This window comes from Stenotrophomonas sp. YJH_SMC_119 (genome assembly GCF_059368315.1).
In genome coordinates this window covers 1-19,559 of record NZ_JCAFRP010000016.1, presented here as the reverse complement: position 1 = coordinate 19,559, position 19,559 = coordinate 1, and the positions used below count along the sequence as shown (strand labels likewise).

At 65.8% G+C, this 19,559-nt stretch carries 15 protein-coding genes; 5 read left to right on the top strand and 10 right to left on the bottom strand.

What is annotated here, in order from left to right; genetic code table 11:
- Positions 1–60: 60 nt before the first annotated feature.
- Positions 61–675 carry an NUDIX hydrolase gene (locus tag AC5P6S_RS18675; protein ID WP_099561856.1) on the bottom strand — a complete coding sequence of 205 codons (615 nt, stop codon included), beginning with the start codon at positions 673–675 and terminating at the stop codon, positions 61–63.
- 133 nt (positions 676–808) lie between these two features.
- Between AC5P6S_RS18675 and AC5P6S_RS18670 the strand changes: the two genes are divergently transcribed.
- Both AC5P6S_RS18670 and AC5P6S_RS18665 read left to right on the top strand, forming a co-directional pair.
- Complete coding sequence (locus tag AC5P6S_RS18670) at positions 809–2,284, top strand: amino acid permease (RefSeq protein WP_495204720.1); 1,476 nt, start codon at positions 809–811, stop codon at positions 2,282–2,284.
- Positions 2,285–2,366: 82 nt separating this feature from the next.
- The gene (locus AC5P6S_RS18665; protein WP_043035619.1) at positions 2,367–3,794 is read left to right on the top strand and encodes an amino acid permease; all 1,428 of its coding nucleotides are present in this window, start codon (positions 2,367–2,369) and stop codon (positions 3,792–3,794) included.
- A gap of 267 nt (positions 3,795–4,061) precedes the next feature.
- Here AC5P6S_RS18665 and AC5P6S_RS18660 read toward each other — a convergent pair whose 3' ends face one another.
- Positions 4,062–4,415 carry a hypothetical protein gene (locus AC5P6S_RS18660; protein WP_223846400.1) on the bottom strand — a complete coding sequence of 118 codons (354 nt, stop codon included), beginning with the start codon at positions 4,413–4,415 and terminating at the stop codon, positions 4,062–4,064.
- Between the two features lie 225 nt (positions 4,416–4,640).
- Complete coding sequence (locus AC5P6S_RS18655; protein ID WP_005413186.1) at positions 4,641–5,015, bottom strand: hypothetical protein; 375 nt, start codon at positions 5,013–5,015, stop codon at positions 4,641–4,643.
- 252 nt (positions 5,016–5,267) lie between these two features.
- On the opposite strand from AC5P6S_RS18655, the gene AC5P6S_RS18650 reads away from it, so the two are divergent.
- From AC5P6S_RS18650 to mtnC, 3 genes are all read left to right on the top strand, one after another.
- A complete protein-coding gene (locus tag AC5P6S_RS18650) occupies positions 5,268–5,909 on the top strand; it encodes a methylthioribulose 1-phosphate dehydratase (RefSeq protein ID WP_032966041.1) in 642 nt (213 codons plus the stop codon).
- A 92-nt stretch (positions 5,910–6,001) separates the two neighbouring features.
- Positions 6,002–6,559 carry a 1,2-dihydroxy-3-keto-5-methylthiopentene dioxygenase gene (locus AC5P6S_RS18645; protein WP_005409451.1) on the top strand — a complete coding sequence of 186 codons (558 nt, stop codon included), beginning with the start codon at positions 6,002–6,004 and terminating at the stop codon, positions 6,557–6,559.
- 3 nt (positions 6,560–6,562) lie between these two features.
- The gene (gene mtnC / locus AC5P6S_RS18640) at positions 6,563–7,258 is read left to right on the top strand and encodes an acireductone synthase (protein ID WP_012480050.1); all 696 of its coding nucleotides are present in this window, start codon (positions 6,563–6,565) and stop codon (positions 7,256–7,258) included.
- A 259-nt stretch (positions 7,259–7,517) separates the two neighbouring features.
- Here mtnC and AC5P6S_RS18635 read toward each other — a convergent pair whose 3' ends face one another.
- The 7 genes from AC5P6S_RS18635 to AC5P6S_RS18605 all read right to left on the bottom strand — a co-directional run bounded on the left by AC5P6S_RS18635 (position 7,518) and on the right by AC5P6S_RS18605 (position 19,125).
- On the bottom strand, positions 7,518–10,136 hold the full coding sequence (locus tag AC5P6S_RS18635; protein ID WP_495204719.1) for a beta-mannosidase: 2,619 nt from the start codon (positions 10,134–10,136) through the stop codon (positions 7,518–7,520).
- 91 nt (positions 10,137–10,227) lie between these two features.
- Positions 10,228–11,454 (bottom strand): AGE family epimerase/isomerase, encoded by a 1,227-nt coding sequence (locus AC5P6S_RS18630; protein WP_495204718.1) that lies wholly within the window; start codon positions 11,452–11,454, stop codon positions 10,228–10,230.
- The gene (locus tag AC5P6S_RS18625) at positions 11,451–12,446 is read right to left on the bottom strand and encodes a carbohydrate kinase family protein (RefSeq protein WP_012480047.1); all 996 of its coding nucleotides are present in this window, start codon (positions 12,444–12,446) and stop codon (positions 11,451–11,453) included. Before AC5P6S_RS18625 ends, AC5P6S_RS18630 begins: the two co-directional genes overlap by 4 nt.
- A gap of 7 nt (positions 12,447–12,453) precedes the next feature.
- The gene (gene fucP, locus AC5P6S_RS18620) at positions 12,454–13,767 is read right to left on the bottom strand and encodes an L-fucose:H+ symporter permease (RefSeq protein ID WP_005409446.1); all 1,314 of its coding nucleotides are present in this window, start codon (positions 13,765–13,767) and stop codon (positions 12,454–12,456) included.
- A 60-nt stretch (positions 13,768–13,827) separates the two neighbouring features.
- On the bottom strand, positions 13,828–14,877 hold the full coding sequence (locus AC5P6S_RS18615; protein WP_005413180.1) for a LacI family DNA-binding transcriptional regulator: 1,050 nt from the start codon (positions 14,875–14,877) through the stop codon (positions 13,828–13,830).
- A gap of 96 nt (positions 14,878–14,973) precedes the next feature.
- Positions 14,974–17,439: a GH92 family glycosyl hydrolase gene (locus tag AC5P6S_RS18610; RefSeq protein WP_049396130.1), complete on the bottom strand. Its 2,466-nt coding sequence runs from the start codon at positions 17,437–17,439 to the stop codon at positions 14,974–14,976.
- 334 nt (positions 17,440–17,773) lie between these two features.
- A protein-coding gene (locus AC5P6S_RS18605; protein WP_495204717.1) for an IS3 family transposase occupies positions 17,774–19,125 on the bottom strand; the annotation gives its coding sequence in 2 pieces (ribosomal slippage) (positions 17,774–18,678 and positions 18,678–19,125; 1,353 coding nt in all).
- Positions 19,126–19,559 lie beyond the last annotated feature (434 nt).

Below are 19,559 nucleotides of genomic sequence, written 5' to 3'. Positions count from 1 at the left end.
TTAAGTCGTTTGCGGCACATGCGCTATAAACGACTTAATCCCCTCCGTCCCCTTTTTACCTCAACGTGCCAGCCACCGGCGCGCCATGCGCTGCATGGACTCGTCCGATTCCGGATCGGACGCGACTTCGGTCACCGGCCGCCATGCCAGGTCGAGTGACTCCTCGCTGAGCACGAAGGCTTCGCCACCCAGCGCGCGGATCACGAAACGCACGTCGTAGTGCCAGTGCCCCGGCACGTCCTTGCGCTCCGGGATCCAGTGCTTGTCCAGATCGAAGATGGCCGGATCTTCCAGCACCAGGCCGCTCAGGCCCGACTCCTCCTCGGCTTCCTTCAGTGCCACCTGGGCCAGGTCGCGGTCACCGTCGGCGTGGCCGCCCAGCTGCAGCCAGCGTTGCAGCTTGCGGTGATGGGTCAGCAGCAGGCGCTGGCCATCGGCACTGACCAGCCAGCAGCTGGCGGTGAAGTGGCCGGCAAGCCGTTCACGCCGGAACGGGTCTTCCGGATCATCCAGCAATGTGCCGAATTCGGCAGCCAGTGCGTCGTGGGCGGGCTCACGGCGGGCGTAGTCCCGCAACAGGTCGCGCAGGCGATCGTCAAGCACGGCAAGGGTTTCGGCGGTCTGGCGCATGAATGGGGGCGGTCTGGAAAAATACTGCTCATTATCGCCGTTCATTGTTGCGATTGCGCTTGTGCGTTGGCTTCAGCTTTGGCTAAGGTACAGCGGGCCGTTCGCGCGGCCTTCACCATTCCAGGGTTGCCGGCAACGTATCGGCGTCCCACCCCATCCGATCACTAGGAAGTACTGCATGCTGAAAGCTCTGTTGAGGGTCAAGCCGGTTGAACCGGCCGGGCACGTCGATGCCGGCGAACCCATCGAAGGCAGCCTGGACGGCGAAGCCACGTTGAAACGGACCCTCACGGCTAAACACCTCATCCTGCTCGGCGTGGGTGCGGTGATCGGCGCAGGTATCTTCGTGCTGACCGGCCAGGCCGCGGCCAACCACGCGGGCCCGGCAGTCATGCTGTCGTTCGTGATCGCCGGTTTCGCCTGCGCCCTGGCGGGCCTGTGCTACGCCGAGTTCGCGGCGATGATGCCGGTCTCCGGCAGCGCCTACTCCTACTCCTACGCCACCCTCGGCGAAGGCATGGCCTGGTTCATCGGCTGGTGCCTGGTGCTGGAATACCTGTTCGCTTCGGCCTCGGTCGCGGTGGGCTGGTCGGCGTACCTGATCAGCTTCATCACCACTACGCTGCACATGCCGTTCCCGGATGCACTCAGTGCCGCGCCCATCGCCTGGACAGGCAGCGAGTTCATCGCCTCCGGCAAGCTGTTCAACCTGCCAGCGGTGCTGATCGTGGCAGCGGTGTCCGGCCTGCTGTACGTGGGCGTGACCCAGTCGGCCTTCGTCAATGCGATCATCGTGGCGATCAAGGTCACCGTCATCTGCCTGTTCATCGGTATCGGCGCGGCCCACATCGACCCGGCCAACTGGCAGCCGTTCATCCCGGAAAACACCGGCGTGCCGGGTGAGTTCGGCTGGAGCGGCGTGTTCCGCGCGGCCACCATCGTGTTCTTCGCCTACATCGGCTTCGATGCGGTCTCCACCGCCGCCGGTGAAACCAAGGACCCGCAGCGCAACATGCCGATTGGCCTGCTCGGCTCGCTGGCCGTGTGCACCCTCGTCTACATCATCGTCTGTGCGGTGCTGACCGGCATGATGCCGTACCACCTGCTGGGCACCGACAAGCCGGTGGCCACCGCGCTGGAGCCCTACCCGACCCTGTCCTGGCTGAAGACGTTCGTGGAAATCGGCGCCATCGCCGGCCTGTCCTCGGTGGTGCTGGTGATGATGATGGGCCAGACCCGCATCGCCTACACCATCTCCCGCGACGGCCTGCTGCCGAAGTTCTTCGGCAAGGTCCACGCCCGCTTCCGCACCCCGTACGTCGCCACCATCGTGGTCGGCGTGATCGCTGCCGCGCTGGCCGGCCTGGTGCCGCTGAACGTGCTCGGCGAACTCGTCTCGATGGGCACCCTGCTGGCCTTCGCCACCGTCTGCGTCGGCGTGCTGGTGCTGCGCTATACCAAGCCGGACCTGCACCGCCCGTTCCGCGTGCCGATGGTCTGGATCATCTGCCCGCTCGGCGCTGCCACCTGCCTGTTCCTGTTCTGGCAGGCGTTCGTGGTGCATTGGCACCTGTTCGTTGGCTGGACCCTGCTCGGCCTGCTGATCTACCTGGGCTACGGCATCCGCAACAGCAAGCTTGCCAAGTCGCCCTGATCCGCCTACGGGCCGGCCTCGCGCCGGCCCGTCCGTTTTCCCCGCGCGCCGCCCGTGGCGCGCTTCGACAAGACCACCACACATGTTCAAGCAACTGTGGGCCACCAAGCACCCGCATGCCGCCCATGAAGAGGCCAACGGCCTGAGCCTGCGCCGCCACCTCGGCCCCTGGGGCCTGACTGCCCTCGGTATCGGCGCGGTGATCGGCGGCGGCATCTTCGTCATCACCGGCCAGGCCGCCGCCAACCACGCCGGCCCGGCCATCATGCTGTCGTTCGTACTGGCCGCCATCTGTTGCGCCTTCTGCGCACTGGCCTATGCCGAATTCGCCTCGATGGTGCCGGTCTCCGGCAGCGCCTACACCTACACCTACGCCACCTTCGGCGAGCTCTCGGCCTGGTTCATCGGCTGGATGCTGGTGCTCGAGTACGGCGTCTCCGCCTCGGCGGTCGCGGTCAGCTGGACCGGCTATTTCCTGAGCCTGCTCAGCCAGTTCGACATCCATCTACCGGCGGCGCTGGTCAGCGCCCCACTCGATGCACAGCTGCGCCCCACCGGCGCGATCGCCAACCTGCCGGCCGCTGCGCTGGTACTGCTGCTGACCTGGCTGTGCTACGTCGGCATCAGCAAGTCCTCGGCGATGAACATGGCGATGGTCGTGCTCAAGACCGGCCTGATCCTGCTGGTCATCGTGGTCGGCTGGAAGTATGTGGACACCAGCAACTGGACCCCGTTCATTCCCGCCAACGAAGGGCCTGGCAAGTACGGCATGGAAGGCGTACTGCGTGGCGCGGCGATGGTGTTCTTCGCCTACATCGGCTTCGAAGCGGTGTCGGTGGCGGCGCAGGAATCGAAGAATCCGCAGCGTGACATGCCGTTCGGCATGATGCTGTCGCTGGTGATCTGCACCGTGCTGTACATCGCGATGGCTGCGGTGATGACCGGCCTGGTGCCGTTCCAGCTGCTCGGCACCGACGAGCCGGTGGTGACTGCCGTGGCCGCGCATCCGCAGCTGGGCTGGCTGCGCTGGGTGGTCGAGGTCGGCGCGCTGGTCGGCCTGTCCTCGGTGGTGCTGGTGATGATCATCGGCCAGCCGCGCATCTTCATGATCATGGGTCGCGACGGCCTGCTGCCGCCGGTGTTCACCAGGATCCACCCGAAGTACCGCACTCCGCACATCAACACCGTGATCACCGGCATCGGCATCGCGCTGCTGGCGGCGCTGTTCCCGCTGGACATCCTGGGCGAGCTGACCTCGATGGGCACGCTGATCGCGTTCGCCGCAGTCTGCGCCGGCGTGCTGATCCTGCGCCGTACCCAGCCGGACCTGCCGCGCCCGTTCCGCATGCCGATGGCGTGGCTGATCTGCAGCCTGGGCGTGCTGAGTTGCCTTGCCCTGCTGTCGGCGATGACGATGCACAACTGGATGCTGATGGGGGTGTGGACGTTCGTCGGTTTCGTGATCTATTTCTGCTACGGGTTCCGGCACAGCCGCCTGCGGGTGAAGTAAAGGGATTGCAGGGCCTGCGGCCCTGCACCCGCCTTTGAAGCCGGAGCAACGGCAACGGCAACAGCGGGTCTGAGGGTTTGGCGGGGAGGGGCGAGATTGCGGGGGGCGCTGCAAGTACATCCCTGTAAGCTCGGTCGCCGCATCCAAGCGGCTCACGCCCCCGCAACCTCACCCCTCCCCACCTTCGACACTCTCCCGGCGCATCCGGTGGATCCACGCCATGCGTGGATGATGGTCATTCCCAGCGACCAGGGCGCCCGACGATGATCACCTGCGGCCAAACCAGATGGTCTTCTGTATCCAGCCTGCGCCGCCCATGCAGCCCATGAAGTGCTCGTGATTCTCCTTGGCGTTGACGTCCACGGTGTGGCGCTCGGTCTTTGGCATCAGCATCTTCTTGTATTTGCCATCCACGTCGCTTGTCTCGCCTTCCTTGCAGACCGTCAGCACCTCGGTCTCTTCGGTGCGCTCGACAACCTCAATCTTCTCCGGGCACTTCTCGTTCGCTTCGGCCCTGCAGCGCCACCGCGACTCATCCAGCGGATCAGCATGATCACTGAAGCGGGCCCATTCGGTCGCACAACCGCCGGTCAACAGCGCAAGCCCCGCAGCAACGGCCATTCGCATACACGTAGCCATCTCCCTCATCCTTCTCGATTTCCGGTCGCTGCACGCGCTCGTACTTTCCGTCCACGTCGTACGTGTTCTTGTCCTGCTCCCTGCTCGTCTCCAGCCTCGACGCCTGAACGGTTCGCAGAGCCAGATCATTCTCCGCTGGCCCCTGTTGCCTCGACTACGTTGACCAGCAACCGGTCGAGCCCCTGTCGTCCGCTGCGCCCGCCCTGCCTAGCGGCGATTGAACCAGATGAGCTGCTGCTGCCAGCCGGCACCGGCCATGCAGGCATTGAACTCGCTGCTGCGGTCGGACGCGTTGACGTCCACGATGTAACTCTCCTCTTTCGGCATGGGTACCATGTTGTACTTGCCGTCAATGGCGCAGACTTCATCAAGCCTGCAGGGCACCTTGCGGTCTTCGTAGACGGTGCGCGTGGCCACTTCATTCCTGACCGGCCAGTGATCGTCGGCCTGCGCCCTGCAACTCGAATGGGCGGGGCCGAATGACCGCGCACCCGCATCCATCTTCACCCATTCCATCGTGCAGCCACTGCTGGCAAGCATGATGCCAATCACCCCCATCATCCCCATCGCGCGCGCGATCATCGAAGTACTCCTTTTCTTGGCGCTCGCCGGAACTTCTGCGGCAATCCGATGATGTTTCGCGGCAAGAGGGCTGTCCACGACCGGAATCGCTTCCAGCGGGAGCGCTGCCCTCCCCATTCAGCCAGCGCTGTGCTTGCCTCGATCCAACCCCTGCGCGCCGCCTGCCAGCACGCCGCTTCGCGTTGCCCACGCATCAGGCAGGCGGTCGCCGCGCGGGCCCAGCATCGGGCCGGATCACGTAAAATGCCGTCCATGGACACCACCACCTTCCCCTACGACACCGCCCGCCTGGGCGAACTGGCCCAGCTGCTGATCGACAACGTCCGCGAACTGGCCCAGGCCGGCTGGACCCCGGCCACCAGCAGCAACTTCTCCCACCGCCTGGACGATCGCCACGCCGCGATCACCGTCTCGGGCAAGGACAAGGGCCGCCTGATCGAGGACGACATCATGGTGGTGGACTTCGATGGCAAGGCCGTCGGCCGCCCGCTGCGCCCCTCCGCCGAAACCCTGCTGCACACCCAGCTGTACCGCCGCTTCCCGGAAATCGGCTGCGTACTGCACACCCATTCGCCGGTGCAGACCATTGCCTCGCGCCTGTACGCGCCGCAGGGTCATGTGCACCTGGAAGGCTACGAACTGCTGAAGGCCTTCGCCGGCAACAGCACCCACGAGATGGCCATCGACGTACCGGTGTTCGCCAACACCCAGGACATGAACGTGCTTTCGAAGCAGGTCGATGATCTGCTCGACCGCCAGAACCTGTGGGGCTACCTGATCGACGGCCACGGCCTGTACGCCTGGGGCCGTGACATGGCCGAGGCGCGCCGTCATCTGGAAGCCTTCGAATTCCTGTTCCACTGCGAACTGGAACTGCGCAAGCTGCGCGGCTGAACCCGTGCGCAGGTGCAGATGCCGATCCGGAATCTGCGCCTCGTCCCCACCCTGCTACCCTGTCTTCCCCCCGAGACGTTCAAGCTGCCGCCATGAGCCGACTGCGCATCTACGACGACACCCGCCCCGAATCGCCGCTGCTGGACACCCAGGACGGCGCGGTCATCGCTGCCGAACTGCAGAAGATCGGCGTCACCTTCGAGCGCTGGCAGGCCACCGCGCCAGTCGCGCCGGGCGCCAGCCAGGAGGAAGTGTTCGCTGCCTACCGTGCGGACATCGACCGCCTGGTCGCCGAGCGCGGCTTCAAGAGCGTGGACGTCGCCTCGATCGCCCCGGACAACCCGAACCGCGCCGAGCTGCGGAAGAAGTTCCTCGACGAGCACTTCCACAAGGAAGACGAGGTGCGCTTCTTCGTCGCAGGCTCCGGCCTGTTCACCCTGCACGTGGGTGACAAGGTCTATGAGATCGAATGCGTGAAGGACGACCTGATCGCCGTGCCCGATGGCACCACCCACTGGTTCGACATGGGCGATGAACCGAGCTTCGTGGCGATCCGCTTCTTCACCGAGCCGGACGGCTGGGTGGGTCATTTCACCGGCACCGACATCGCACAGAAGTTCCCCCGTTACGTACCTACCCAGGCGTCCTGATCCATGCAGCCCCGCGTCATCCTGACCGACATCGAAGGCACCACCAGCAGCATCTCGTTCGTCAAGAACGTGCTGTTCCCCTATGCCCGCAAGGCCTTGCCGGCGTTCGTCGCCGAACATGGCCAGCAGCCGGAGGTCCGCCGCTGGCTGGACGCGGTGGCTACCGAGATCGGCGGCGCCTGCCAGGACAGCCTGGTGGCCGAGACGCTGCAGGGCTGGATCGACCAGGACCGCAAGCACACCGCGCTGAAGGCGCTGCAGGGCCTGATCTGGGATGAAGGCTACCGCCGCGGCGACTACACCGCGCACTTCTACCCGGAAGTGGCGCCGGTGCTGAAGGGCTGGCACGCTGCCGGCCTGCCGCTGTACGTGTACTCCTCCGGCTCGGTGCCGGCGCAGAAGCTGTTCTTCGGTTTCAGCGATGCCGGTGACCTCAGCCCGCTGGTGTCGGGCTGGTTCGATACCGAGATCGGCGGCAAGCGCGAGGCCGACAGCTACCGCCGCATCGTGCAGGCGATCGGCGTGCCGGCCGGCGAGATCGTGTTCCTGTCCGATGTGGTGGAGGAATTGGACGCCGCCCGCGAAGCCGGCCTGCAGACCCGCCTGATTGATCGCCTGGATGATTACCCGATGCCGCGCATCGGCCAGGCCGCCAACGGCCATGAGCGGGTCGAGAACTTCCAGCAGATCCAGCTGTAAAGAAGAGATGTGTGCGGACCAACGGTCCGCACCTACCCGTCTCCGCTTCTGGTAGATGCCAACCTTGATTGGCATGTTCGGTGTGTGCCAACCAAGGTTGGCACCTACCAAAACAGGATGTGCCGCCCTCAACGATCGAGGTGGGCGGACCAGCGGTCCGCAGCTGCCCCGCTCCGCGTCTGGTGGATGCCAACCTTGGTTGGCATGTTCCGGGTGTGCCAACCAAGGTTGGCACCTGCCAATGCGGGATACGCCGCCCTCAACGATCGTTGAGGGTCTTCAGCTTCATTGCTTCGCGCAGGGCAGTCAGGTCCACCGGGCCGCGCACCGCAATGTCCCGGGTCTCGCCCGGCAGCAGGTCCAGCAGGTTGTCTTCGACCTGCACATCCAGCGCGCCGAAATCGATCCACGTCGCGCGCACGTAAGCCGCGCTTTCCAGGCGTAGACGATAGTGATCGCCTTCGATGGACAAGGTGGCCTTCAGCTTCTGCCGCGGCAACACCTGGTCTTTGGCTTCGACGAATCCGACGACCTGGCGGGCACTGACCGCCCCGTTCTGCAGCAGCTCGAACACGGCCACCGTGCGCTTCGGATCGGCACCGGCCAGCAGCTCGGCATCGCGGAAATCACCAATCGAGGTGACGCCAGCCGCCGTCAACGCCACCGCGTCCTCGCGACGACGCAGCATCTTGCCATCCACATCCATCACCCGCAGCCGCCAACGTGCGTCTGCGGCAGCGCCATCATTGATCAGGCGCACCCGCGTACTGCCCTCATCACGCAATGCCGCCAGCGTGACCGGCGCGAAGAAGCGCCGCGCGGCGTAGTGCAGCGCCTTCCAGCGACCGAAGTAGTCCACGCTGGACCATGAAGCACCCGGCCAGACGTCGTTGAGCTGCCAGTACAGCGAGCCCATCGTGTACGGCCGCGAGGCGCGATGGTGCAGCGCGGCCAGCGCGATGCCATCGGCCTGCATCACCTGGCTGAGGTAGACGAAGTCCTCGAAGTCCTTCGGCGTGCCGTAGCCCAGTTCGATGTAGTGCAGCAGGCGGCTGTTGCCCTCGCCGGCCATGAATTTCTGGTGCGCGCGGATCACCGGGCTGTCGATGCGCTGCTCGGCGCGGGTGGCAATCTGGTCCACGGTGGCCACCGACGGCCATGCCTGCAGGCCGTACTCGGACATGAAGCGCGGCGTCTCGCGCAGGTAAGCCTGCACCGGCAGCGCCGGATTGCCCCAGACCTGCCAGTAGTGCTTGTCGCCACGGGTCGAGTCGTTCGCCTTTTCATCCAGGTCGTTGCTGGGCGAGCTGGACCAGTACGGCACGCCCAGCCCCTCCTCACCCACCACCCGGCGCAGGTCATTGCCGAACAGGTCGACGTAACCCTGCCAGACCTTCGCTGCAAACGCCGGGTCGGCCGCCTTCAGGTCGCGGCCGTGGCCCCAGTCCTTCCAGGCGGTTTCTTCCTCGTTGTTGCCACACCACAGCACGATGCTGGGGTGATGGCGCAGCCGGCGCACGTTGTCGCGTGCCTCGGCCACCACGCTGGCACGGAAGGCCGGATCGTAGCCCGGCTGCATGCCACCACCGAACATGAAGTCCTGCCAGACCAGCAGGCCCAGTTCGTCGGCGATGTCGAAGAAGGCATCGTCCTCGTAGTAGCCGCCCCCCCAGTTGCGCAGCATGTTCATGTTGGCGTCGCGTGCGGCGGTCAGCACGTGGCGCAGGCGCGCGGCGTCGACCCGTGCGGGGAAGGCATCGAACGGAATGACGTTGGCGCCCTTTGCGAAGATCTCCACGCCGTTGATGACGAAAGCGAAGCCCTGCCCGCCCTTGCCGTCTTCCTCGCGGCGCAGTTCAACCGTGCGCAGGCCGATACGCTGCTCGCGCACCAGCGCTGCATCGACACCATCATCCAGGCGGACCTGTACGGTGTAGCGGTCCTGTGCACCGTGGCCGACCGGCCACCAGCGCTGCGGCTTGATCAGTTGGACCGGTACTTCGACGGCGTTCTGGCCGGGCTTCAGCAGCACCGTGCGCTGCACCTGGGCCACGCTGCGACCCTGCGGATCGCGCACATCGACATGGACCACCGCAGAACCGGCCGCCGCGCCCTGCTCCATCTCCAGCAGCACGGCCAGCTTCGCCTGCTCCGCGCTCAATGCATCGGTACGCACGGCAAGATCGGTCAGGCGGTGCGCATCCCAGGCCTGCAGGTCGACCCCGCGCCACACGCCGGCGGTGACATAGCGCGGGCCCCAGTCCCAGCCGAAGTGATAGGCCGGCTTGCGCGCGAAGTTGCCGACCATCGCGTCCTTGGGCTCATCGCCATAGGGCGAAGGATAGTTGCCGGCGATCTTGTGCGGCATCGCCTGTACACCCGGCAACAGCGTGCGCATCGGCGAACGGAACACGATCTGCAGTTCATTGCCATTCGCGCGCAGGCGCCCGTCCACGCGCGCACGCCAGGTGCGGTGCGCGTTGTCCGCGTGCAGCAGCGGCCTGCCGTTGAGGCTGACTTCGGCATAGGTATCCAGCCCGTCGAAGCGCAGCTCGGCATTGGGCTTGGCCAATGTCGCCGCATCCACGTCGAAGCGGGCGCGGTACTCCCAGGCAGCCAGGCCGATCCATTGCAGCTCTGCCTCAGGCGCACCGACGTACGGATCGCGGATCAGCCCGTGGGCGAGCAGGTCGGTGTGCACGCTGCCCGGCACCTTCGCCGCACGCCATTGCTGCAGGCCCGGGTGGGCTGCACCCTGCGCATCACCGGGCAGCATGCGGAATTCCCACTGTGCCTGCAGCGGGGCTGCAGTTACCGGGAAGGCGGAGGCTGCGATCAGCAGCAGGAGCAGACGGACAACGAGGGAAAGACGATGCACGCGGAGCTCCTGTTTTTCCGCCGGGCGTCGCCCGGCGCTACCGATTCCGGATTGCCAGGCATGGCCTGGCACTACTGCCTTCGAACGATCTTCAGCGCACCACGTTCAACACTTCGTAGCACGCGCCCATGGTGTGGTAATCCACCTTGCCGGCCGGGCTCTTCTCGTCGCTGTACTTGCGGTTGTCGGCATCAAGGATGCGGAACCAGGCACCGTACTGGTGGTCGACGAAGTACTCCCACGAGTAGGCCCAGATGCGTTCGTACCACTGCCAGTAGCGGTCATCACCGGTGCGCTTGGCCATCAGTGCGGCGGTGGCCAGCGTTTCGGCCTGCACCCAGAAATACTTGTCGTCGTCGCAGACGAAGCTGTCGCCGCCGATCGGGGCACCGTCCATGCCCGCCTGTCGGCGCGTTTCCGGTGCGAAACCGTAGTACAAGCCACCGCGCGCCTCGTCCCAGCTGCGCGCCACAGCCACATCGAACAGGTGCTGCGCGGTCGGCACCAGCCAGTCGGCCTGCACGTGGCGATCAAGGATCAGCAACAGCTTGGCCCATTCTGTCTGGTGGCCGGGCTGGAAGCCCCATGGACGGAACAGGTGCTTGGGGTCGTCCAGGTTGTAGTCCCAGTCGATCTCCCAGTTCTCATCGTAGTGCTCCCAGACCAGCCCGCCGGCCTTGGCCGCCTGGCGGCGGGTCATGTTGTCGGCCAGCTGCAGCGCACGCTGGACATAGCGCTGCTCGCCACTGGCCTCGAACGCCGCCAGCATCGCCTCGCACATGTGCATGTTGGCGTTCTGGCCGCGATAGCCGGTGAAGTTCCACTGGCCATCGGCCTCGTCCTTGTACAGGCCGTGCTGTGGCTCCCAGAAGCGCGCTTCCAGCAGCTTCCAGGTTTCGTCCATCCACACACGCGCCTGTTCGATACCGGCCTTCAGCGCGCAACTGTAGGCCAGCAGCACGAACGCCACGCCGTAGCAGTGGTTCATGTCGTCCTCGACCTTGCCATCACGCAGGGTCCAGGCGTAGCCACCGGTAGCCGGGTTGCGGTGCACCTCGCGCAGGTAGCGCACGCCGTGCTCGACCGCCTCGCGGTACTCGGCATTGCCGAATTCGCGGTAGGCCATCGCGTAGTTGAAGACGAAGCGCGTGCTGCTCACCAGGTGCCGGTGGCTGGCATCGTAGACGCTGCCGTCATCCCGGAAGTAGTGGAAGAAGCCGCCGTCCGGATCGATGCAGCGCGGATGGTAGAACGCCATGGTATCGGCGATGTGCGCGCGCAGGAACGCGGGCGAACGGAAATCGGGCGAGGTGCTCATGCGGTAATGTCCTGTGCCTGCAGCAGCTGCTGCACTTCATCGAGCGAGGGCATTGCGGCGAACGCGCCCTTGCGGGTAACAGCCAGCGCCCCCACGGCGGCGCCGAAACGCAGCGTGGCGGTGATCGCCTCCGGGTCCTGGCAGAACGCAGCGAAACCAGCGCCCGCCCCACCGCGCTCCAGCAGGCCGACCAGCACGCCACCGACGAAGGCATCGCCAGCAGCCGTGGTGTCGACCGTGGCCACGCGGAAACTGGTGACCGTGCCGTGGTTGTCGCGGGTATACCAATGCAGTGTGGCCGCACCGTCGGTGACGATCACCCAGCGCGCCTGCGCGGCCAGCAGGCGCCGCAGCACCGTCGCCTCGCCGTCATTGCCCAGCGGCGCGGCCAGGTAGTCCAGCTCCTCGCGCGACAGCTTCACCAGATCGGCGCGTTCCAGCGCCTGCCACAGGCGCGGCGTCGGATCCTCGTTCGCCGGCCACAGCGCGGGCCGCAGGTTGAGGTCCAGGCTGACCACTGCGCCGGCCGCACGTGCACGGTCCATGCCGGCAAAGGTCGCCTCGGCGATGCCCGGCTCGGTCAGGCTGTTGGAGCAGACGTGGAAGCACTGCGCGCTGTCGAGGCAGGCGGCCTGGAAATCGCTGTCACGGAACAGCAGGTCGGCCGCCGGCGGGCGGTAGAAGCTGAAGCTGCGCTCGCCACTGGCGTCGAGGGCGACGAAGGCCAGCGCGGTCTTCGCCGCATCGGTACGCACGATGTAATCCGTGCCCACGCCGTGCTCGACCAGGCTGTCGGCCAGGAAGTCACCGAACATGTCACGGCCGAGCATGCCGACGAACTGGGTCTTCGCGCCCAGCCGCGCAGCGGCCACGGCAACGTTGGCCGGCGCACCGCCGGCGTACTGCAGGAACGCCCGCGGCGTATCGGCCGAGGCCGGCGGCTGCGCTAGTAGATCGATCAAAATTTCGCCGAAGCAAACGATGGAACCCATTCCGGACTCAGCCTCCCTGCGTTGCGGAAGCCGGCGTACGTGCGCCGACCAGTCCGTAGAAAATGATGTAGCCGTAGCACAGCAGCGGCAGGATGAAGCTGGCCTGCACACCGATGTGGTCGGCCAGCACGCCCTGCAGGTACGGCACCACCGCACCGCCGACGATGGCCATGATCAGCAGGCTGGAACCCTTGTTGGTCAGCGGGCCCAGGCGCTCGATGCTCAGCGCGAAGATGGTCGGGAACATGATCGAATTGAACAGGCCGATCGCCACCACCGAGTACAGCGCGATGTTGCCGGAGGTCAGCATGGTCGTGACCAGCAGCCCCACGTTGACCAGCGCGAAGATCGCCAGCAGGCGGCTGGGCGAGAAGCGCGCCAGCAGCGCCGAGCCGGCGAAGCGGCCGATCATCGCCATCGTCCAGTAGGCCGACACGTAATGCGTGGCTTCCTGCTCGCTGAAGCCGCCGATGTTGGGCATCGACAGGTAGTTGACCAGGAAGCTGCCGATCGAAACTTCGGCACCGACGTAGAAGAAGATGCCCAGCACACCCAGCAGCAGGTGGCGCTTGCGCAGCGCATCCAGGTAGCTGTGGTGGTGGCCCTGGTCGGCCTGCTCGGTGGCGTCGCTCAGTGCCGGCAGGCGGAACAGGTATACGAACAGCGCCAGCAGCACCAGCGCAACGGCCAGCCCCACGTACGGGCCCTGCACGGCCTGCGCCTCGGCGGCACGGTAGGCCAGCTGTTCGGCGGCCGGCAGTGCCGCGATGTCATCGGCACTCTTCACCGTGTTGGACAGGATCAGCATGCCGCCGAAGATCGGGGCGATGGCCGTGCCCAGCGAGTTCAGTGCCTGCGCCAGGGTCAGGCGACTGGAGCTGGTCTGCTCCGGGCCCAGCAGCGCGACGTAGGGGTTCGCAGCAACCTGCAGCACGGTGATGCCGGTGGCCAGAACGAACAGTGCGCCCAGGAAGGCGCCATACACGCGCAGCTCGGCCGCCGGCCAGAAGCCCAGCGCACCGATACCGGCAATCACCAGGCCGGCCACGATGCCCTTCTTGTAGCCCAGCGCCGCCACCAGCCGACCCGCCGGCAGCGACATCAGGAAATAGGTGCCGAAGAAGGTGAACTGCACCAGCATCGCCTTGGCGTAGTTCAGCTCGAACACCGCCTTCAGGTGCGGGATCAGGATGTCATTGAGGCAGGTCAGGAAGCCCCACATGAAGAAGATCGTGGTGACCACGGCCAGCGCCTTGCCGTTGGTGACGGCAGGTGCGTTGCCCGAAGATCCCGTTGGACGGGGCGTTGCGGAGATCGGCATGCGGTACGCGCCTCGATGCGCGGAAGGTCGTTGTTGCGTGGAAGGGGTGTATGGAATAAATCAGTTCGGTCGTGCGGCACTGCTTTCGCGGATGCGCAACTGCACCGGCGCGACCGTGCGCCGTGGCGGCGCGTCCGGTTCGTCCAGTCGTTGCAGCAGCAGCGCCGCAGCTTGCCGGCCCCGCTCGCGCGGATCGGCGGTGAGCGTGGTCAACGGCGGCACCGCCACCGCAGCCTCGGAAATATCGTCGAAGCCGGTAACGGCAAAGTCACCTCCCGGACGGATGCCCCGTGAATTCAAGCCCAGCATCAGGCCCAGCGCGACGGTGTCGTTGTAGCAGACCGCCGCACTCGGCCGATGGCCATCGGCAAACAGCTCATCGGTGCGCGCAGCGGCTTCCAGACGGTTCGGCGCCGACTCGATCATCCAGCCCGGCGGCAGCGACAGACCGGCCTCGGCCAGCGCCTGCTGGAAACCGGCACGGCGCTGGTGGCACGAGCTCGATGCAGCGTGGCCGCCGAAGAAGGCGATCTGGCGATGGCCGCGCTCGATCAGGTGACGCGTGGCCAGATAGGCGCCGTGCTGGTTGTCCAGGGTCAGGAAGTCCCAGTCGGCCCCTTCCAGTTCGCGGTTGAACAGCAGCACGTTGGCATTGGCACCCAGTGCCTGTCGCAACTGCACGGTATCGCTGCCCTCGGCCGGCGACAGGATCAGGCCGGCCGGGGTGTGCTCCATCAACGTGGACAGCACCGCCTGCTGGCGCTCCGGCGATTCGCCAGTGCTGCCGAGCAGGGTCACGTAGCCGCGTCCGCCCAGCGCCTCGTCCACGCCGGACGCGAATTCGGCGAAGAACGGGTTGGAAAGATCGTTGATCACCAGCGCGATGCTCGACGAGGTACGCCGGCGCAGGTTGGCGGCAGCGCGGTTGTAGACATAGCGCTGCCGGCGCAGCTCGGCCTCGACCTTGGCACGGGTATCGACGTTGACCAGCGGGCTGCCGCGCAACACCAGCGACACGGTCGCCCGTGACACGCCGATGGCACGCGCGATGTCGGTCACCGTCACTGCCTTGCCGGCGCGCTTGCTGGGACTGCTGCCGTTGTCGTTCATCGTCTTCCCGGACTCCGCTGGAGGCTCAAGCCTAATGGATCAGGGCCGTGTCGTGCCGTGCCGTTCGCTGGGTCACCGCGAACGGCACAGTCCGGCTCAGCGCAGCTGGCTGCCCGGTGCCGCGCACCAGGACACCGGCAGGTCCTTCACCGCCGTACCCCAGCCCTGCTCCGGCGCCTTCGCGTCAAGCGCGAACTGCAGGCGCGGGCCCTGCTGCAGCTGGTTCCAGTCCAGCCAGACCGGCGCATGCGCCTGGCCATCGACCTGCACGCCCTGAACGTACTGCAGGCGGCGGCCATCGGCACCCGGCGCGTCGATGCGCAGCGTCCGGCCATTGCCCATGTCCAGTTCCACCTTGCTGAAGCGCGGGGTGTGCAGCAGGAACTGGCCGCTGCCCGGCACCGCCGGATACACGCCGATGGCGCTGAAGAGATACCAGGCCGACATCGTGCCGAGGTCGTCGTTGCCGGTCACGCCATTGGGCGCATTGGTGAACAGCTGCTGCGCGGCACGCACCACGGCCGCGGTCTTCCACGGCTGGCCGATCAGCGTGTACAGCCACGGCGAGTGCAGGTCAGGCTCGTTGTTCGGGTTGTAGCGGAACTGGTTGTAGTAGCTGTACGGCCCGACCACCCACTCCTTGCGGGCGGCATTGAGCGGATCGGCCTGCAGCGCGTCCATGGCGAAGAACGCGTCGAGGCGGCGGCCGGCCTGTTCGCGGCCCTGCATCGCTTCGACCAGCCCCGGCACGTCCTGCTGCGCCAGCCACTGGTACTGCCACGCCGTGCCCTCATGGAAACCGTGGTGCGAACGCGGACTGTAGTGGCCATCGGCCGGGGTGTACCACTGGCCATCCTCGGTGCGCGGGCGCGGGAAACCGGTGAAGCCGGTCTCGGCGTCGCGCACCTGCGGGTCCCACACCTTGCGCCAGTTGCGGCCGCGCTCACGCAGCGTCGCCGCGTCCTGCGCATGGCCGAGGCCATCGGCCATCTGCGAAAGCGCACAGTCGGCCAGTGCGTATTCCAAGGTAGCCGAACCGCCGTGGTGCGGATCGACGTCCATGCCCTTGGACGGGAACGCGCGGTCGTAGACCACATAGCCCTTGTCCAGGTAGGTCGGGTTGCCGGAACGGCCGGCCATGCGTGAGTTCAGCGGCGGCGTGCCGAAGGCATTGCGGCGCAGCGCATCCCAGGCCTGCGATTCACGGCCCTTGAGCGCACCGAAGCGCCACAGGTCGACCATGAACGGGGTGACCGGATCGCCGGTCATGATGTTGGTCTCGAAGTTGGCATAGCCCCAGCGCGGCAGCCAGCCGCCCTGCTCGTCGATCGCCAGCAGGGTACGGCCGATGTCGCGCGCCACGTCCGGGCGGGTCAGTGCCAGCCACTGGTTCTGCGCGCGGTAGGTATCCCACAGCGAGAAGTACTCGTAGTAGGTCCAGCCATCGGCACGGTGGATGCCATCGTCATAGCCGCGGTAGCGGCCGTCGGCGTCGTTGCCGGTCATCGGCTGCAGCAGCGCGTGGTAGACCGCGCTGTAGAACACAGCGCGGTCGTCGGCGGTGCCGCCCTGCACGCGCACCCGGCCCAGCTGCTCGCGCCACGACTGCTGGGACAGCGCCCGCATCCGGTCGAAACCGAGCAGCGCGCCGCCCTGCATGCCTTCCGCGCGCAGGTTGATGCGCGCGCCTTCGGCATCCACATGCGATATCGCGCTGATCGCCGTTACCGACTGGCCCTTGGCGAGGTCGAAGCTGAGCCAGGCACCATTCGGCTTCTGTTCGCCTTCCATGCTGTGGCGCGCACCCGGCAGGCCGCCGCCCTCGCCCCAGGTGCCATGCGCCTTGAACGGGCGGTCGAACTCGATGCGGAACCAGGTGGTGTACTGATGGCCGCCGCAGAAACTCTTGGTCACCAGCTTGCCCTCGACCACGCGGTCGCCGACCACATCGACCACGCTGCCGATCACCGAGTGGCGTTCGTTGGCCTGGCCGACGTTGACCAGCACGTGGCCCTCGCCCTGGCGCTGGCTGAAGGTGTAGCGCTCGGCCGCGGCACGTGTACGCGCGGTGGCCTCGGCATCGATGCCGCCGTAGCTGGTCAGGCGCACCTTGTAATAGCCGGCCTGGCCGATCTCGCCGTCATGCGTGTACGAAGCGGCATAGGTCTTGTGGTTGAAGTTCTTGGCATCAGCAGTATCGAAATCGCCGCCCGGACCGATGCTGCCGGTGACCGGCAGGATCGACACCTGCCCGCCCTGCTCCCAGCAACCGGCGCCGGAGATGAAGGAGTGGCCGAAACCGCGGATCTTCTCGTCGTCGTAGCGCCAGCCCGAATAGTGGCTGCCGATCGGGCTGACCTGGATCAGGCCGAACGGTGCCGATGCGCCGGGGAAGGTATTGCCGTCGTCCTTGCTGCCGATGAAGGTGTTGACCTCGCGCTCCAGCGCCGCCGGTGCGGCTTGCAGCAGCATCGGCATGGCCGAAAGCGCCAGCAGACAGGCCAGGCGCGCCAGCGGGCGGGAGGACAATGGGACGGCGGGAGCGGACGGCACTGGACGCATGTCGGGTTCCTGTAGTCGATGACGCGGAGGCAGACGGCCGGGGCCGTCCGGCACCGTTCCGCTGAGCCCTGCCCTGACCTGCAGAGAGCTCCCCCTGGAATGACGCCCGACCCACCAGACCGTGGATTTAGATCGATTCAAGTAGAGCATGCGGCTTCAGCCGAATGCATTCTGCGGCGCAGCATGAGAGGGGGTGTTCGGCAGGGCTGCGCCCTGCACCTGCCGAAGCCGAAGCAACAGCAAAAGCCGACTATCCGTGGGATGGCGGGGTGGGTCCGGTTGCGGGGGACGCCGTAAACCCGTCCCTGAAGTGACCCCCGAGACTTGGACGGGATCAGGCGGCCGATTGGGCCCGCTCCCGGTACTCTACCGGGCTCAGACCTTTCAGTTTCGGTTTGATGCGCTCCTGGTTGTAGTACTGGATGTATTCCACCAGCCCAGCCTCCAGACTCTCGATGTTGTCAAAGCTGTTCAGGTAGAAGAACTCCGACTTCAGCGTCCCGAAGAAGCTCTCCATCGCCGCATTGTCCAGGCAGTTGCCACGCCGGGACATGCTTTGTTTCAGCGAGTGTTTTTCCAGCATGTGCCGGTAGTTTTCATGCTGGTACTGCCAGCCCTGGTCGGAGTGGATCATGGGGCGCTCATCCGGCGAAAGCTCCTTGATGGCCTCCTCCAGCATCTGACCTACCAGATCGAACACGGGCTGGCGCTTGATCTGATAAGCCACGATTTCACCGTTGTAGAGGTCCATGATCGGCGACAGGTACAGCTTCATGCCTTGTACCTTGAACTCGGTCACGTCGGTCACCCACTTCTGGTTGGGGCGCTCGGCGTGGAATTGGCGATTGAGGTCATTGCCAACCACAACATTGGCGGCCCCCTTGAAGGACCGGTAGCGCTTCACCCGTACCCGTGATTTCAGGCCCATCTCCCCCATCAGGCGCTGTACCCGCTTGTGATTGGTCCGATGACCCTGATTGGCCAATTCCAGCGTCACCGTGCGATAGCCATAGCGCCCTTTGCTTTGATCGTAGATTGCACGGATGCGCTCGCAAAGGGCTGCCTCGTCCTGATCCGGATGGGCCAGGACATGGTTCTGGTAATAGAACGTACTGCGTGACAGCTCCGCCGCTTCGAGCAGAAGCGACAGCGTATGAACCTGCCTCAATCCTTGGATGGCTTGCGCTTTGCGTCTTGCGCCGCCTGCTCTTCCCGGATCAAGGCATCGAGTTTTTTTAGGTAGTCGGTCTCCGCACGCAGATAGGCGACTTCCTTGAGCAGCTCATCGCGGCTCATTTCCTCAGGCGGCTTGGACGAACGGGTCTTTTTCATCGGCTTTCGGGGCAGCGGCGGAGGCGGTGCCAACGCTTGGGCACCGCCTCGAGCATACAGGCGCTGCCATCGCCCCACCGCGCCGGCATCACCAATCTGGAAGTAGGTGGTGGCCTCCCGCCCGGACATGCCGTCCTGGCTCATCTTTTCCAGGACAGCCAGCTTGAACGGGAGGTCATAGAACCGGGCCTGGCGATGAAATCCGCGCCAACCATGCAGTCGATAGGTCGCCACCCAGCGCCTGACCGTGGAGAACTCAAGGCCGTGGCGACGGGCAATGGCTTTGACCGATGTGGAGGTCTTGCAGGCCTCTTTGGCGACCTGCAGTTTGAAACGTGCGTCGTATCTGTTCATGTATCCCTCGGGGTTGGATCTGACGTCCAACTCCCGGGGGTCACTTCACCCTGGGGGCTTGGCCGCGGCATCCATGCCGCGGACACCCCCGCAACCGGACCCACCCCGCCTTCGACAGATTTCCGCGATCTGTAGATCCACGCCATGCGTGGATGAATCTCTGTCGGATATCGAAATCGATTGGGGTCAGATCCGTTTTCCAAAGGAAAACGGATCTGACCCCAGGACCCCATGTAGTTCCAGGATCAGTCCAACCGTCACCGGGAAACTGTCAAAGGTGGGGCGATGTGGGCTGGCAGGACCGTTGGCGCCATGGATGGCGCCATCGAGCCCCCAGGGGTGAGGGCGCTTTGCTTGCGAAGCACTGCTTCGCAAGCGCCCGAACGCACAGCCGCCAGCGGCTGGGCCGGACCCCGGAAGGGGGGTTTACGGCG

What these genes read in the sequence shown, in the direction of transcription:
- AC5P6S_RS18675 (WP_099561856.1), bottom strand. Translation starts at nt 675, where the DNA reads ATGAACGGCGATAATGAGCAGTATTTTTCCAGACCGCCCCCATTCATG.
- AC5P6S_RS18670 (WP_495204720.1), top strand. Translation starts at nt 809, where the DNA reads ATGCTGAAAGCTCTGTTGAGGGTCAAGCCGGTTGAACCGGCCGGGCAC.
- AC5P6S_RS18665 (WP_043035619.1), top strand. Translation starts at nt 2,367, where the DNA reads ATGTTCAAGCAACTGTGGGCCACCAAGCACCCGCATGCCGCCCATGAA.
- AC5P6S_RS18660 (WP_223846400.1), bottom strand. Translation starts at nt 4,415, where the DNA reads ATGGCCGTTGCTGCGGGGCTTGCGCTGTTGACCGGCGGTTGTGCGACC.
- AC5P6S_RS18655 (WP_005413186.1), bottom strand. Translation starts at nt 5,015, where the DNA reads ATGATCGCGCGCGCGATGGGGATGATGGGGGTGATTGGCATCATGCTT.
- AC5P6S_RS18650 (WP_032966041.1), top strand. Translation starts at nt 5,268, where the DNA reads ATGGACACCACCACCTTCCCCTACGACACCGCCCGCCTGGGCGAACTG.
- AC5P6S_RS18645 (WP_005409451.1), top strand. Translation starts at nt 6,002, where the DNA reads ATGAGCCGACTGCGCATCTACGACGACACCCGCCCCGAATCGCCGCTG.
- mtnC (WP_012480050.1), top strand. Translation starts at nt 6,563, where the DNA reads ATGCAGCCCCGCGTCATCCTGACCGACATCGAAGGCACCACCAGCAGC.
- AC5P6S_RS18630 (WP_495204718.1), bottom strand. Translation starts at nt 11,454, where the DNA reads ATGAGCACCTCGCCCGATTTCCGTTCGCCCGCGTTCCTGCGCGCGCAC.
- AC5P6S_RS18625 (WP_012480047.1), bottom strand. Translation starts at nt 12,446, where the DNA reads ATGGGTTCCATCGTTTGCTTCGGCGAAATTTTGATCGATCTACTAGCG.
- fucP (WP_005409446.1), bottom strand. Translation starts at nt 13,767, where the DNA reads ATGCCGATCTCCGCAACGCCCCGTCCAACGGGATCTTCGGGCAACGCA.
- AC5P6S_RS18615 (WP_005413180.1), bottom strand. Translation starts at nt 14,877, where the DNA reads ATGAACGACAACGGCAGCAGTCCCAGCAAGCGCGCCGGCAAGGCAGTG.
- AC5P6S_RS18610 (WP_049396130.1), bottom strand. Translation starts at nt 17,439, where the DNA reads ATGCGTCCAGTGCCGTCCGCTCCCGCCGTCCCATTGTCCTCCCGCCCG.